Genomic DNA, 13,510 nt, shown 5'->3' with positions numbered 1-13,510 from the left:
GCCTCCGGCAGCCGAATACTCGCTGCGCTTGTTTCGCGCGTCCCTGCGCGAATTGCCCCGCCTCCGGCGGGTGTTATGGAAATTGGCCTCCGGCCATTTCCATAACGGCGTGCCTCCGGCACGGAAAAGAGCGGGAAAGGGGGTTTGTGCCTCCGACACAAACTATTGGGTGCTTGTATTGTTTTGTGGGTGGGGTGTTGGGGTTTTAGATGACGGTTCGTCATATACCTTTAGCTGGGCGGGTTTTAAAGGAATCTCCGATTCCCTTAGAAGCAAAGGCATTTGACTGGTATTCCGTGAGAAAAGTAAATCACGGAATACCAGGGACGGGCAGGGCCCCTCCGGGGCCCCGATTGCCCGTGTGCGGATGGAGGGTTGGGGCTGCCTCCGGCAGCATCGAGGCCAGCCCTCCCCCACCCCGCGCGACGGCCCCAGGCCGACGCGCCACACCGCACACCAGCCGCGCCCGATCCCCGAAGCCGCCGCGCCGACCACACCCGCCCCCACCCCCCTTCACTTCTCTACTCGGCAGGAAGCAGCGGCAGCAGAGGGGATGTCAGCAGCCGTACCACGCTTGGTTGTTGGGGTGACCTGGGGCGACGCGGAAGCCGGCCACCAGCCCGCGCAACGCCCAGCGCAACCTCTACCGCAACACCATGGCGCAACATCTAGCGCAACCCGCAGCGCAACAGGGTTCCCTACAGCGAAGACAAACACTATTATTTGAAGTCCTGGGGGAGGCGGCCCCCGGGAACCGCAAGAGACCAACGAAGGGGAAGACGTGGAGATCCAGATCTCTGACGGAATCGTCCGACGGGTACGCGGAGGCAAGAACGCACCCATGAACGGACTCGCAATCCAGGCCCGCACAGTCGCGAACTTCCTGCCCCTGCTGTGCCAGCGCGCGGGAGCGAAGATCGTGCACAACGCTGACGCGAATTACACCGGAATTCGCTTTGACACCAACGTCGGTCCGGTTGTGCTGGAAATGCCGACGGGTGACGGCCCTTACCGGCTCGTGCACGAATTCAACGAGCCGGACGAGTACGGGCGCACCGAGGTTGAGATGCGGCGATTCCCGCAGATCTACAAGCCTCGTGGAGTCGCGCACATCACGGCCGAGTTCCTCAGTTCGCGCGGGTTCCTGAAGTAATCCGCCCCGGGTGCACCCTGCCCGGGGCGCACCCTCCCCCGGCATCACCGAAAGGAGAGGGAAGCCATGGAGAACACGTGGATTGCAGGGCAGGCCGAGGAAACCGGAGAGCCGCTCACGGACGCGGAGAAGGAACAGGCCGGTTACGCGCTGTGGGAGTTGGCCCGCAGCGAGAGCGACCCGGACGCCCTGAGGGTGTCACACGAGCAGTTGGAGACGGTCCGGCCGTTCTTCGAGCTGGGTTGGGCGATGGGCGTGCGCACCGGCCACACCGGCCCGGCCATGACTGATGTTCCGGTCGACCACACTACGGTCGCGCGTGCCTTTGTCCGGCTGACGTCCGCGTGGGCAAATGATGCGTTGCACGTGGCTGTTGCGCGGAATCTGGGCGGGCACGGTGGACTGACGCTGTGGCAGAAGGTCAGGTATCACGGCAGTGTGACGCAGCGTCACGGTGCCTACTGGGTGAGCGCCATTCACGCGCACGCCGACTCGTTCGGCGGCGTCGAGCTGCGCTACGACCTGAGCGAGCTGCGCAATAGCGCGCACGCGGTGGTGATCTCGAATGTGCGGCTGCGGAGTCTGACGCCGCTCTCCGTGCACCGCGCGTTCTGAGTGTGCAGGTCAGGGGTGGGTTTACCCACCCCTGAAAGACACTATTATTGAAATTGTTCGGGGGGCGATGGCCCCGCCCCCCGAACCCGCAGAAGCCAACGGCGAAGGGGAAGCGACAGTGGCAGAGCAGGGAGCCCGGCAGATGCTGCCGGAGGCACAGAAGTACGTCGAGAGCGTTGAGGCGGCCACCGCAGTTCGGAACGCGGCCGTGGGTGCGGCAGAGGAGAAGTACCCGAGGCGGTACGGCTACGGCGAGGAAGAGGCGCGCCAGGCCCGCGCCTTCAACGAGGAGGTCAACAAGGCGTACGCCACGTGCGCAGACGTCCAGGCGGCCGCCTGGGGAGCCCTCAAGGCTTCCGCTGATCCGCTGGTGAAGTGGATCGCCGAGAACTGCGCCGACTACCGCGAACAGGCTCAGTGCGTCCTTGCCGCCCTCCCTGCCACGGTCGATGAACTTGATGATCTGGCAGACACGAACGACTGGTGCAACGTCTGGAACGACTTCAGGCAGCAGGCCATCGATGCCGGAGTCATGCCCGGCATCAACCCCCCGAGCCCGGCCAGGAAGGCTGTCTTCGAACGGATCGACCAGGAAGCCTGCTGCCGCATGGACCCGAGCGCCCAGCGGCGCATCGGCAAAGCCCTGGACGCCCTGATCCAGGAAGCCCTGACGGCTGCGCCCAGCCCCACGCGGTAACGCCAGCGCTGAGCCGCCGCGCCCTGCTTCCACTCCTCGGCAGGGCGCGGCCACCCGGCACGACTCTTCGGCGCGATGACTCGCTGCCCCCGCACGTGCCAACGGCGTGTGCGGGGGCAGCGGGGCGCACGTCAAACAGCCGGGCTCCGGGGGCGCGCACCGTAGCGCCCGGACATCCAGAGCAGCCGAAACTCACCGCCCTTTTCCGCCTGCGCCCAGCCCGGCCGGCGGACGAGTCCACCGCCCCCGGAGGGCAGCGCAGCTCTCGCCTGTCACGGCACCCTGACGCAGCATCACGGTATGCCTTGGTCGACACGATCCTCGCGCCCGCCGTACGGCGGGCAAGCCTGACGCCGTTGCCCGCCCACCGCCCGTGGCACTGAGTGTGCAGGTCAGGGGGTGGGTTCACTCGTCGCCAATAAACACTATTATTGAATTTGTTCGGGGGTGGTGGCCCCTCCCTCGAACCCGCAGAAGCCAACACCGAAGGGGAACCGTGAGCATCATCGACGTCAACACCGCGTTCGCCGCTGAGAAGTCCGCCCAGATCGAGGCCGCCCGCGAACGGGGGCGTGCCTTCCAGGCCCGCGTGGACCGGGGCGAGGTCCGCCTGATCGGTGCCGACCGGTACGAGGTCCTCACCGGCTGGGACCGGGGCGAGACGTTCACCGTCTCCCGCAACGCCGAGGGGCAGATCGAGCAGATCATCGCCAACCACGGTCTCGACGAGCGAGCCGACGGCCGCATCGCCCTGTACGCGTCGTCACCGGCCTGGCACGGCCTTGGCCAGATCATCCCCGGTGGCACCGCGGACATCGACGAGGTACTCGGCCTGTCCGGGCTTGACTTCGAGGTCACCACGGTGCCCGCCCTGTACGAGTGGCAGGGCCAGACGCGCGAGCACCGCGACCAGCGGCACACCGTCCGCACCGACACCGGCGCCGCCCTCGGAGCCGTCGGCTCCCGCTACACCCCGATCCAGAACCGGGCCGGATTCGAGTTCATCCAGGAACTGGTGGGCCGCTATGACGTGGTGTGGGAGTCCGCCGGACTCCTGCGCGGCGGGAAGCGCGTGTTCATCTCCATCCGCCTCCCGGAGACCGTCACCGTGGACGCCGACGGCATCGACGACGTCGTAGTGCCATACGTCGCCGTGATGAACGACCACTCCGGCAACGGCCAGTTCCAGTGCGTCGTCACCCCGTGGCGCCCCGTCTGCGCCAACACTGAGCGGTTCGCCGTCCGTGATGCCGTCACCCGCTGGGCCATCCGGCACACCGCCGGAGCCACCAGCCAGATCAAGGAAGCCCGCCGCACCCTGGGACTCGCCTCCCAGTACTTCGAGAGGTTCGCCGACGAGGAAACCGCGCTGGCCCGCACCGACATCGCCATCGCCGATTTCCACCAGGTGATCGCCGACCTGTGGCCCCTCGACGACGACGCGTCCAACCGGAAGCGGACCAATCACGCCGCCCGGCTCGGAGCCCTCAACGACGTGTTCCGCACCGAGAGCGAACGCGTCGGACGGACCGCATACGCCGCCGAGCGAGCCATCACCGGCTACCTCGACCACGTCACCCCCCGGCGCCCGCCGCAGTCCATGACCGAGGAAATCGCACGCGCCACGGCCGTGCTCGAAGGCGCCGACGACGAGATCAAGAGCAAGGCCCACCGGCGCCTGCTCCAGTTCCGCAACCGCTGAGCCCCGAGACCGGCGGCCGGGCAGCTCCCCCAGCCCCGCCGCCACCCAGGGCCGCGCCCCGCTCGCCCGGAACCACGGGGCGCGGCCCGCACAACCGAACACCGAGGTGCTGTAGCTCAGTTGGCAGAGCGCGGATCTTATAAGTCCTGAGGTCGTTGGGTTCGAGTCCCACCAGCACCACGCCAACGCCGTTCCACACCACTGGAAGCCACCGCCGCGAGCGGCCGACAGACCCCCGTGCGGGCCGGGAACTTCCCCGAGCCCGGTCCGCACGGGCCCGAACGTCCCAGAGCGCGGAGCGCGCTCGCCCCGACCCTGCCGCGTAGCGGCAGCGCGACACGTCGGCGGAGCAGACCGCGCGCCAACAAGACACCCGCTGCGCCCAGAGGGGGCAGGGCGGCCGGCCTCCACTGCCCACCGCCCCGTCCCGCAAGGAGCCCTCATGCCTGCACGCCCGGAACTCACCCACCCCGGAGACGACGCCATCGCGGCCGCCATGAGCCGCACCCTCACCGCCCTTACCGCCGTGGTCCAGGCACTCGGAGACGGTGAACACACGCTCAGCCTCGTGGCCGAGCGAACCGACGACACGTTCGTCACGGGCCGAACCGATCTCTCCCTCGGCACCGAACCGATCCGACTTGCGGTACTGGACGAAGACGAGTTCTGCGCCCTGCGCGCGCTGCTGGTGTTCGCGCTGGAGGGCAGCACCATGCGCAGCGCCGTCCTGGTCGCCACCACGGCCGCCGAGCCCAGCCTCCGTGCGTACGGCTGGACCGTACGTGACGACGGGTGGCTTCACCCCATGGACACGGCCGAGCTCCAGGCCGCCGTCATTCCGTGCCCCCACGTCTCCGCCGTCCTGCGCGAGGTCTACCCCGCCCCCGCTCTCCCCCAGTTGCCCGACGCAGACAAGGAGGACCCGCATGCCTGAGCCCGAGCTTCCACAGCCCTACGACGCCGCCACGGCGTCCGCCGTGGGCCGCGCCCTACACGCACTGACCGCGTTACTCCCGGCCCTCGGAGAGGGGAGTCACGAACTCAACATCACGGCCGACCATACGGACGGCACGGAAGTGAGCGCTGACCTGTACGTCTCCGTCGAGCCGGGATCATTGCGCGTGGATCACTCCGATGAGGAGTTCGTGCAGTTCTTCATGCTGCTGACGTTCGCCCTGGACAACAGCGTCCGTGACGCCGCCCTCGTCGCCACGACCGCCGACGCTGGCCTACGCGCGTGCGGCTGGGACGTACGGGCCGGATGGCTGCACCCCATGGACACCCACGAACTCCACGAAGCAGTCACTTCCTGCTCCGCAGACGACCCCGCACCGCCCGTGGCGGTCTGCCATGCCCCCGAACTGCACCACCCCCACGGGCCCACCGAGGAGCGCTCATGAGCGACAAGCCCGCCACCACGCCGGACGGCCACTGCACCAATGCCGAGCCGGTCCCCGAAACGACCGGGCAAGTCAACGGCCACGCACTCGGCGGGAGTTCATCAAGATGCACGGCCGCCGCTACGCGGACTGCCCCTGTGGCCGCCGTACCAGCCTGACCGACCGGGGCAACCTTGGCCGACACAAGCAGCCGCAGGAGTAGACCCCCGCAGACACCGTCCACGCCCCCCCTCACCGGTACAGGGGCGTGGACGGCCGCCCCCGCCAGCGCGCCGCCGGCCGACTGCCGCCCCGACGCCCGCACCCTCCCCTTCAGTGAGCGCGGGGCGGCAGGCCCTCAGCCCACCCAGTCGAGTACCGAAGAGTCGCAGCCCATGACCAGCCCGAGCCTGACCATCGACACGCCCGCCGGCCCCGTGCGCGCCACCGCCGGCGCCCGCCAGGCCGACGCCGTCGTGTTCAAGCGGGGCGATGCGCGGCAGCGTGCACGTCACCGACACCACCCACCCCGCCGCCGGGACCAGTTCACCGCCGTACGCGCCTGTCTCGGCCCCGTGAATGCCTTCCAGACCACTGCCCCGACCATGCTCTCCCGCGGCTGGCCCGCAGCCGCACCGGCTACCGGGCAGTCTGACCCTCTACCGCGACAACACCGACCGCCCTCAGGTCTCGGTGCATCCGCTGCTGTCCGCTGCCGATCACCCGCCGCCGGAGAAGACGGAAGTAGTACTCACCGCCCTGCGCGGGTGCGCCGAGCACGTCGCGCAGCGCGCCGATCTGCCCGCGATCCTGGCGACGTCACGGCGGCGCGACACCCCCGGCCTGCTGCGCTTCCTCACCTGGTCCGCCTCCTACCACCAGGCCGAAGCCGTCCGCCTAGAACGCGAAGCCCGTACCGCGCTCCCCGCGCGGACCGCCGCACGGTGGCTCGCCCTCTCCCCGCACCCGGTCCTGCTGCTGATGCTGGCCGACCGTCCCGACTCACTGCCCCAGAAGATCAGGAGGTTGCAGTGGTGGGCGCCCTACTGCGTCGACGCGGCCGCCGAGGAGCACGAGCGCGCCCGCCGCGCCCAGGAGTAAGCCGACTCCCTGCGCGTCCAGCAGCGCAGGCGCCCGCACGGCCGCCGCCCGGCCCTGGTCAACGCCCCCTGGCATTCAGGGGAAAGCCCTGGTCATGGGCGGGTTCACACCACATCGAAAGACACTATTATTAAATATGCGAGGGCGAGGGCCCACCGTCACCACAGGGACGGCCACCCGCCTCCGCCGCATGACCCCGACGACCGGCCAGCACGAGTGGACCGCTCCTGCCACTCAGCAGGGCAGGGGCGAAACCCCTCAACTCCCCCACGAGAAAGGCGCGCACGTGACCCACACACCCCGGCCCTTCGAGCGCCGCCAGGGCGAGCCCGGCGCCGAACGGTCGCGCACGGAAGGAAACGCGGCGCGGACCGACCACCACACCATGCGCCGCATACTGCGCCGCGAAATCTCCGGCACCATCGGCCTGCTCACCGACGAGCAGGACTTCCGCGCCATGCGGCACTACCGCAGCTTCGCCTTCGACGATTACACGACCTACCTGACAGGGGTTGAAGACCTTCTCAGGGCCCGTGCCTCGCAGGGCACTCACACCATGCTCGCCCTCTTCGACCCCGAGGAGTACGCCGACTTCTGCGCCGACACCGGCCTCAACCCCGACAGCCCGTCCAGCCGCACCCGCTTCACCGCCGAGATCGCCACCACGGGCCCGACCATCCCGTACGACGGCGAGCCCCTGTCCGACCTCGTCCCGGCTCTGATCGACGAAGCTGTCCGCACGGCCACCTGGGAGTACGCATCCACGCTCCTGGCCCGCCTCGGCGCCTGCGCCGGTTGCGGCGAGGACATCGGCCGCGCGACCTTCACCCGCGCCTCCAGCCTCCTCGTGCGCATCCTCGACACGGCCGACCCGGGCCATCAGCACCTGGTGTGCAGCGTCTCGGCAACGCCGGAAACACTGGTTTCCGTCCTGCACGCGGACACGGACGCCGATGGTGCTACCCAACTCGACGACGCCGAAGCCCTGGAATTCACCACGGTCCTCGCCCTCGGCCTTGCGGCCCTGCCCGGCGGACTCGTCATGCGGACCAGCGCTCCGAGCATCACGGACCGCGTCTACGGCTGGCGGCTGCGGGCGGGAGAACTCGAAGCCCTCACGGCCGGAGAAGTCTTCGACGCCTACTGCACCGACATCGACTCCGGCGATCTGATCTCCCCGGAATCGGGCGTCGACTACTGCGTGCCGCCCGACCTCGGACCGGACAGCCCGCCGCCGGGACACCACCACTGAACGATCCCAGGCCGTCGCCCGCCGACGTCCCGCGCGCCAGCGCGACGGCCTCCCTCCGTCCCAGCCCCAGGAGTTGCCATGCTTCGAACGCTGCGCCGCGCCCTGCGACCGGCAGGTCTGCACATCCCCGCCCGCCGGTTCACCGCCGGGATCGCGGCACTACCGCCCACCGCGCGCGAGGCGCTCGGCACCGACGTCACCGCCGAGGAAGCGATCGCCTACAACCGCGTCCGCGTCGCCGCCGTGACCGCCGTCTCCCTCTACCGCAGCGGATACACGCTCCCGATGACCGACGACGACCTGGACGACGCCGTGCGCGCCCTGGACTTCCCCTACTCGGTGCCGAGCCCGGAGACCCGCGCATCCATCCGCGCCGCCCTCGCCGTCCTGGAAGCCGACTACACCGTCACCGTCGCCCACTGACCACCCGTCCGGCCTGTCCGTGGGCCGCCCCGGCAGGGCGGCCCACACGGAAGGAGGCTTGGTGTTCCTCGTCGTACCCGACCCCGCTCACGGACTCGTCGCCGCCCCGCAGTCCTCCGACGACCTCACACCCGCCACCGAACACTCCCTCGCCGACCAGGGGTTCACCTGGAACAGCGAGATCGAGGCGTACACCCGCCCGTCCGGCTGCGGCCCCGCGGCTGTGGACGACACCGCCGACATGTTGCGGGAGCTGGGCCACTACGTCTTCTCCGCCTACAAGCCGCTGCCCATCGGCTGACCGCCGTCCCGGCCGGCCTCCGCCGCAGCAGCCTCCCGCCCTCATCAAGGCGGCACCGGCTTAGACGGCGACTCGCTCAGCACCAAGGGGCCTGGAGATCGGCAAACCTCTTGAAGGCGGCTTCGGAATTGGGTCCCCATTTTCCGTCGATCGGGCCCGGGTAGTCGTACCACTCCATCAGCATGCGCTGCAGCGCCATTTTGGTGTTGGGCCCGGGGTCTCCGTCAATGGGGCCGGGGTACTGCCAGTCCTGCATGAGGTAACGCTGGAACGCCTTCCAGCTTTCGGTGCCCAGCAGGCCGTCGAGCGGGCCGGGGTAGCCCGCCCCACTCTCCATCAGCCAGCACTGGACGTACCTGGCTTGCGTGGTGCTCAGACCGAGGTTGTTCACCGCGAGCGGGCTGACAGCCTTGGCGCTCGCCGCCGGCTTCGAGTCCGTCTCGGTGGCCGCGAAGCTCGCGCTCGCACCCGCCAGACTCCCGGCGAGGATCCCGGCGACGGCAGTGATGCTGACAAGTGCCCTCGTTACAACTCTCATTCGATTCCCTCATTCTTCTGAGCTGGTGATAGCTGTGCCTTGGTCCCCGATCACGACGATGAACCGGTCCCTGCCTGTGCTTCGTGCTCGTGTCGTTCCTCGCGAGGTGGTTCGTGCTCCTACCCGGCTCCGGCTACGTTTTGATGGCGGCTCAGGTACTGCGGAGCATTCGGGGTCTGACTCCGCGGCAACATCGAACGCCGTGCTCCGGCGCCCTCTGGCCGCTCCCTGAACTCTCCTCCCTCGCCGTCGAGGGCCAGCCAAGACAGGGGCCGGGCACGTAACTCGCCTCTGTGCACGGGCCCGTCCTTCATATGCTGTGGCATGGAGGTGAGCAGGAGCCTTGCGAAAACCTTGCTTCGCTGGTCAGCGCGGTGCATCGGATAGTGCAGGGTGCCGGGGATAGGTGTGACGGAGTGTCAAACGCCCACGAGCATCACCGAACGTGACGAACGACGCTAAGGAACAAGTTCAGAAGAAGCTGTGTCAGGACCGGCGATCTGTGACCTTCCGTGACTGGCGGGTGGGTGGCGCCGGGCTCCGCTGGCCGCAATAGGGACCGGGGCCGGCCATGTTGGCTTGGCGTCTGGTGATGTTCGCGGCGTTAAGTCCCGACGCCGGGTGCCCGACACAGGCAGGACCGCTGAGCCCGTTCGCGCGCCTGAGTCACCGAGCCGCCGCCCTCTCCTGCAGGCTCTCCATGCGCTCCCACAGCACACCGAGTAACGACCGCCGAGCGTCCTCCGCCTCCCTGTATGTTGCTTCCACCCGGCCGGAGGAGAGCATCTGCTCGCGATTGGTGGCCCATGGCTGCAGTTCCGCAAGCAGGCCCACCGCGCGCTGCGCCCCAACAACCAAACGGTGTAGGGCCATAGTCTCGGGCGTCGCATCCCGGAAATCCCTGCTGCTGGGGTGATGCACGAACCGCAGGCCGTGCACCTCGCACCGATCTGCTGCGCCACGCACATCCTTCAGTACGCCGCTCAGCTCCCGCCACAGCTCATCGATGTCCACCCGCACGCCACTGACCGAGGCATCCCGGGCCCTGTCCAGCAGCATCACCAGCTCGCGTGTGGATCGGCGCAAGCCCATCAACCGCTCGAACTCATCTGTCGCCCGGGTGGCTACGTCTGTTCAACGGGAGTCGTTTGTCGATGGCTTCGGGAGCCACTCAGAGGGCGTCTGCTTGATCAACATCGACGAGTTTTGATGTCGCTCGGCCCGCTGTCCCGGACATGGATGGTTGGGCTGATTGCCGTGCGGCATAGGGCTGCGAGCTCCCAGCGGCACTGCGTAATCTGAAGACACCGGATCATGGGGGGCTCGTGAGTCTGAAGAACGCCTACTTGGAGACCGCGGCGCAGGCCGTGACCTTCCTGGACGCGCCGGAAGTGGCCGCCTTGTGGGGGAAGCCCAGCGCGTTGGCGGAGTGGACTGTCGGTGGCCTGGCCGGCCACCTCACCTACCAGATCTTCAGCGTGGCTCCCGTGCTTCAGGAACCTGAGTCCGAGCGCGATCCGATCTCTTTGCTGGACCACTATTCACGTGCCGTGTGGATCGACGCTCCGCTTGACGGGGAGGTCAACTCTGGCATCCGGGCGAAGGGCGAAGGCATCTCGTCCGAGGGGGTGCAGCCGTTGCGGGAGCGTGCCCGTGCCGCACTCGACGAGCAACGAACCGGTCTCGCGCAACTGCGCGGGGACCGCGTCGTCTTCATGCCGCAAACGGGGTGGGCACTGACCCTCGATGACTTCCTTGTGACACGGATGGTGGAACTGGCCGTGCACATGGACGACTTGGCAGTCAGCGTGGGCGGCCGTGCGGCAGAGCTTCCCCGTGCCGCTTTCGCGCCCGTGGTCGCACTGTTGACTGAGCTTTCCGCCCGACGGCATGGCCAGGCAGCCTTGCTGCGAGCGTTGACACGCGTGGAGCGGGCACCCGCTGCGATCAACGTGTTCTGAACGGTGCTTCAACTGACGTCAACCTGCTCGGCCTGAGCTTTGGTGTGGGCCAGGCGATAGGACTCCGTGCCAGTCTGGATGATGGCCCCGTTGAACGTGAGCCGGTCGACGATGCCCGCGCAAAGCCGCGGGTCCGTGAACGTCTTCGTCCACCCGAACGACTCGTTCGAGGCGATCGCGACACTGTTCTTCTCCTCCCGCTCGGTCAAAACCTGGAACAACAGCTCGGCCCCGCGCCGGTCGAGCTCCATGTAGCCACAGAACGTCACAGATGACGGTTCGACTGGCCGTAAACCCGCAGGTCAGGGGTGGGTTCACCTACCCCTGAAACACACTATTATTCCATTTCAAGCGAGAAGGCAACAACACCCTCACCCGCCCCAATTCGCCGAGCAGGCAAGGAGAAGGAGAGCCCTATGGCCACCGCCGTCTCGACCCCGCCCACCAAACCCGGCACGCACGAAGAGGAGGACGCGCCGCAGATCGTCTACCTCGACCCGGCGCTGGTGGTGCGTGACGAGTGCAACGCCCGCGAGACCAACACCGAACCGGACAAGGAGCTGATCAGCTCCGTCAGGGAGATCGGCGTCGAGGAAGCCATCAGCGTCCGGCCCCGGCCGGACGGCACCTACGGCGCCTTCAAGGGCTGGCGGCGCGCACAGGCGGCGCAGCTCGCCAATGCCACCGCCGAGGAGGACGGCCGCCCGGCACGCAAGATCAAGGCGCACGTGCGGGAAGACCTGGTCGGCCGCGACGGCTGGACCCGGTTCCTGTCCCTGGTCGAGAACACGCACCGCGAGGGGATGAGCGAGCGCGACATCCTGAAGTCGCAGGAGCTGTCCCTGATCGAGATGAGCGACGTCGAGCGGCGCCAGGCCGCCAAGGCGCTGGGTGTCGGCCGCAACGCGGCCAAGCAGGCCAAGTCGGCGCAGCAGCTCGACGACGCCACCCTTCGCCGCGCAGCGGCCGGAGGCATGGACCTGGAACAGACCGCCCAGCTCGCCGAGGTCGCGGACGTACGCAGCGCGGAGAACCGGCTGATGCGGGCCCTCCAGCGCGACCACGACGAGGGCAACGGCGGGCGCGGCCACTGGGACCAGGAAATGGCCCTGCTGCGCGCCGAGCAGGCCGACGCCGAGAACCGCGCCAAGGCCGAGGAGGCGCTGAAGGCGGCGAACATCCCGCTGCTGGGCCCGGTTCCCTCCTACGAGAAGGACCCGTCCTGCCCCTTGACGGAACTCACCACCGGTCTGGGCAACCCACTCACCGAGGACAACCACCGCAACTGTCCCGGCCACAGCGCCCGGCTCGACCTGGAAAACCTGCCGGTGTGGCACTGCGCCAATCCGGCCGAGTACGGCCACAAGGTCCGCCCGAAGCCCAAGAAGCCCCGGACCGAGGCGGACGAGCAGGCGGCGGCGGAGCGGCGCAAGGTCATCGCCTGCAACCGGGCGTGGAAGGCCGCCGCCGGGCCGCGCCAGGAGTTCGTGACCCGGCTCGTGCGTATGAAGACCCTGCCGGATGCGGCCCGCCTCTTCGCGCAGGAGATTCTGCTCACCCTCCCCCACTTCTACAGCTCCTGGACGGAAAAGAGGGAGTTCGAGACGGTCGCACGCTTCCTGGGGCTGAAGAAGCCCGAGAACGCAGACCCGACGGAAACGGCGGCGCAGCTGCCCAAAGCGCGCGTCGTGAACGCGCTGTTCGCGCACGTCGCCGGGGCGTGCGAGTACGGCATCCGCGAGCCGAAGACGTGGTCGCACCTCTCCGCGTGGCAGGCCCGGTACCTGCTGCTGCTCGAAGCGCTCGGCCAGGCCGACAACGGCAGCTACCAGCTGTCCGAGGTCGAGAGCCAGGCGGTCACCCGCCACCGGCCCGACACCGCCGCCTGACCAGCACCTCCCCCAATCCCCGGCCGGGCACCTCCGTGCCCGGCCAGTTGCCCACCCCCGCGTCACAGAGAGGCGAACCAGCATGCCCACCACCATGGAAGAAGTCCTCGACTTCATCGGCCAGTTGCCGGACGCAATCAAGGTCGCGAAGGTCCAGGAGGCCTCCGCACGGCGGCTCCACACGATCGACAAGGAAGCGTTCGCGGGCATCGTGGCCGGACGCCGGGCCCGCATCAACGACTCGCTGCGCCCGGCCCTGCTGCGCGGCCTCACCGGCACCGTGCAGGAGCGCAACCGCACCGGCAGCCGCGCGGGCTTCCTGCTGGACGAGGAGTCCACCCGCATCCTGCGCCGCGACCCGCGCAACACCAAGTACCGCATCCCCGCGGACACGAAGCGCTTCCGGCTCCCGGGCAGCGGTGTCCCCGTCGCCTGCCTGGACGAGATCGAGGACGACTGACCGGGCCCGGGGGGGGGTGAACCCACTAACAAGGGGGTA

At 68.5% G+C, this 13,510-nt stretch carries 16 protein-coding genes, 1 tRNA gene and 1 pseudogene; 15 read left to right on the top strand and 3 right to left on the bottom strand.

What is annotated here, in order from left to right:
- The 12 genes from ACTWQO_RS47780 to ACTWQO_RS47725 form a co-directional block, all read left to right on the top strand.
- Window positions 1-286: hypothetical protein (locus ACTWQO_RS47780; protein ID WP_443243684.1), on the top strand; the 286-nt coding region annotated here is incomplete at its 5' end.
- Between the two features lie 495 nt (window positions 287-781).
- Window positions 782-1,153 (top strand): hypothetical protein, encoded by a 372-nt coding sequence (locus ACTWQO_RS47775; RefSeq protein WP_443243683.1) that lies wholly within the window; start codon window positions 782-784, stop codon window positions 1,151-1,153.
- A 66-nt stretch (window positions 1,154-1,219) separates the two neighbouring features.
- Window positions 1,220-1,768 carry a hypothetical protein gene (locus ACTWQO_RS47770; protein WP_443243682.1) on the top strand — a complete coding sequence of 183 codons (549 nt, stop codon included), beginning with the start codon at window positions 1,220-1,222 and terminating at the stop codon, window positions 1,766-1,768.
- 118 nt (window positions 1,769-1,886) lie between these two features.
- The gene (locus tag ACTWQO_RS47765) at window positions 1,887-2,465 is read left to right on the top strand and encodes a hypothetical protein (RefSeq protein ID WP_443243681.1); all 579 of its coding nucleotides are present in this window, start codon (window positions 1,887-1,889) and stop codon (window positions 2,463-2,465) included.
- Between the two features lie 496 nt (window positions 2,466-2,961).
- A complete protein-coding gene (locus tag ACTWQO_RS47760) occupies window positions 2,962-4,167 on the top strand; it encodes a DUF932 domain-containing protein (RefSeq protein ID WP_443243680.1) in 1,206 nt (401 codons plus the stop codon).
- A 105-nt stretch (window positions 4,168-4,272) separates the two neighbouring features.
- Window positions 4,273-4,347, top strand: a tRNA-Ile gene (locus tag ACTWQO_RS47755).
- A gap of 262 nt (window positions 4,348-4,609) precedes the next feature.
- Window positions 4,610-5,101, top strand: coding sequence for a hypothetical protein (locus ACTWQO_RS47750; RefSeq protein WP_443243679.1), 492 nt, complete (start codon window positions 4,610-4,612; stop codon window positions 5,099-5,101).
- A complete protein-coding gene (locus tag ACTWQO_RS47745) occupies window positions 5,094-5,567 on the top strand; it encodes a hypothetical protein (protein ID WP_443243678.1) in 474 nt (157 codons plus the stop codon). Before ACTWQO_RS47750 ends, ACTWQO_RS47745 begins: the two co-directional genes overlap by 8 nt.
- A 672-nt stretch (window positions 5,568-6,239) precedes the next feature.
- Entirely contained in the window at window positions 6,240-6,647 is a 408-nt protein-coding gene (locus tag ACTWQO_RS47740; protein WP_443243677.1) for a hypothetical protein, read from the top strand.
- A 385-nt stretch (window positions 6,648-7,032) separates the two neighbouring features.
- The gene (locus tag ACTWQO_RS47735) at window positions 7,033-7,899 is read left to right on the top strand and encodes a hypothetical protein (RefSeq protein ID WP_443243685.1); all 867 of its coding nucleotides are present in this window, start codon (window positions 7,033-7,035) and stop codon (window positions 7,897-7,899) included.
- A gap of 78 nt (window positions 7,900-7,977) precedes the next feature.
- Complete coding sequence (locus ACTWQO_RS47730) at window positions 7,978-8,322, top strand: hypothetical protein (RefSeq protein ID WP_443243676.1); 345 nt, start codon at window positions 7,978-7,980, stop codon at window positions 8,320-8,322.
- A gap of 61 nt (window positions 8,323-8,383) precedes the next feature.
- Complete coding sequence (locus ACTWQO_RS47725; protein WP_443243675.1) at window positions 8,384-8,623, top strand: hypothetical protein; 240 nt, start codon at window positions 8,384-8,386, stop codon at window positions 8,621-8,623.
- A 76-nt stretch (window positions 8,624-8,699) separates the two neighbouring features.
- Here the strand turns inward: ACTWQO_RS47725 and ACTWQO_RS47720 are convergent, their stop codons facing one another.
- A complete protein-coding gene (locus ACTWQO_RS47720; RefSeq protein WP_443243674.1) occupies window positions 8,700-9,161 on the bottom strand; it encodes a peptidoglycan-binding domain-containing protein in 462 nt (153 codons plus the stop codon).
- A gap of 666 nt (window positions 9,162-9,827) precedes the next feature.
- Window positions 9,828-10,223 carry a hypothetical protein gene (locus ACTWQO_RS47715; protein ID WP_443243673.1) on the bottom strand — a complete coding sequence of 132 codons (396 nt, stop codon included), beginning with the start codon at window positions 10,221-10,223 and terminating at the stop codon, window positions 9,828-9,830.
- Window positions 10,224-10,486: 263 nt separating this feature from the next.
- Between ACTWQO_RS47715 and ACTWQO_RS47710 the strand changes: the two genes are divergently transcribed.
- Entirely contained in the window at window positions 10,487-11,122 is a 636-nt protein-coding gene (locus ACTWQO_RS47710; protein ID WP_443243672.1) for a maleylpyruvate isomerase N-terminal domain-containing protein, read from the top strand.
- A gap of 8 nt (window positions 11,123-11,130) precedes the next feature.
- Here the strand turns inward: ACTWQO_RS47710 and ACTWQO_RS47705 are convergent.
- Window positions 11,131-11,379: pseudogene (locus tag ACTWQO_RS47705) on the bottom strand (ATP-binding protein); the annotation flags it as partial.
- 159 nt (window positions 11,380-11,538) lie between these two features.
- Between ACTWQO_RS47705 and ACTWQO_RS47700 the strand changes: the two are divergent.
- The gene (locus ACTWQO_RS47700) at window positions 11,539-13,011 is read left to right on the top strand and encodes a ParB/RepB/Spo0J family partition protein (protein WP_443243671.1); all 1,473 of its coding nucleotides are present in this window, start codon (window positions 11,539-11,541) and stop codon (window positions 13,009-13,011) included.
- Window positions 13,012-13,093: 82 nt separating this feature from the next.
- The gene (locus ACTWQO_RS47695; protein WP_443243670.1) at window positions 13,094-13,471 is read left to right on the top strand and encodes a hypothetical protein; all 378 of its coding nucleotides are present in this window, start codon (window positions 13,094-13,096) and stop codon (window positions 13,469-13,471) included.
- Window positions 13,472-13,510 lie beyond the last annotated feature (39 nt).

Source organism: Streptomyces sp. 4N124 (assembly GCF_052245395.1).
In the GTDB taxonomy this organism is placed as follows: Bacteria; Actinomycetota; Actinomycetes; order Streptomycetales; family Streptomycetaceae; genus Streptomyces.
Note: the sequence above shows the minus strand (reverse complement) of the source record. Positions and strands in the feature narration are given on the sequence as shown.

Bases quoted from the DNA above. Each gene is read 5' to 3' on its own strand.
- ACTWQO_RS47770 (WP_443243682.1), top strand. From the start codon at position 1,220: ATGGAGAACACGTGGATTGCAGGGCAGGCCGAGGAAACCGGAGAGCCG.
- ACTWQO_RS47750 (WP_443243679.1), top strand. From the start codon at position 4,610: ATGCCTGCACGCCCGGAACTCACCCACCCCGGAGACGACGCCATCGCG.
- ACTWQO_RS47745 (WP_443243678.1), top strand. From the start codon at position 5,094: ATGCCTGAGCCCGAGCTTCCACAGCCCTACGACGCCGCCACGGCGTCC.
- ACTWQO_RS47735 (WP_443243685.1), top strand. From the start codon at position 7,033: ATGCGCCGCATACTGCGCCGCGAAATCTCCGGCACCATCGGCCTGCTC.
- ACTWQO_RS47730 (WP_443243676.1), top strand. From the start codon at position 7,978: ATGCTTCGAACGCTGCGCCGCGCCCTGCGACCGGCAGGTCTGCACATC.
- ACTWQO_RS47720 (WP_443243674.1), bottom strand. From the start codon at position 9,161: ATGAGAGTTGTAACGAGGGCACTTGTCAGCATCACTGCCGTCGCCGGG.
- ACTWQO_RS47700 (WP_443243671.1), top strand. From the start codon at position 11,539: ATGGCCACCGCCGTCTCGACCCCGCCCACCAAACCCGGCACGCACGAA.
- ACTWQO_RS47695 (WP_443243670.1), top strand. From the start codon at position 13,094: ATGCCCACCACCATGGAAGAAGTCCTCGACTTCATCGGCCAGTTGCCG.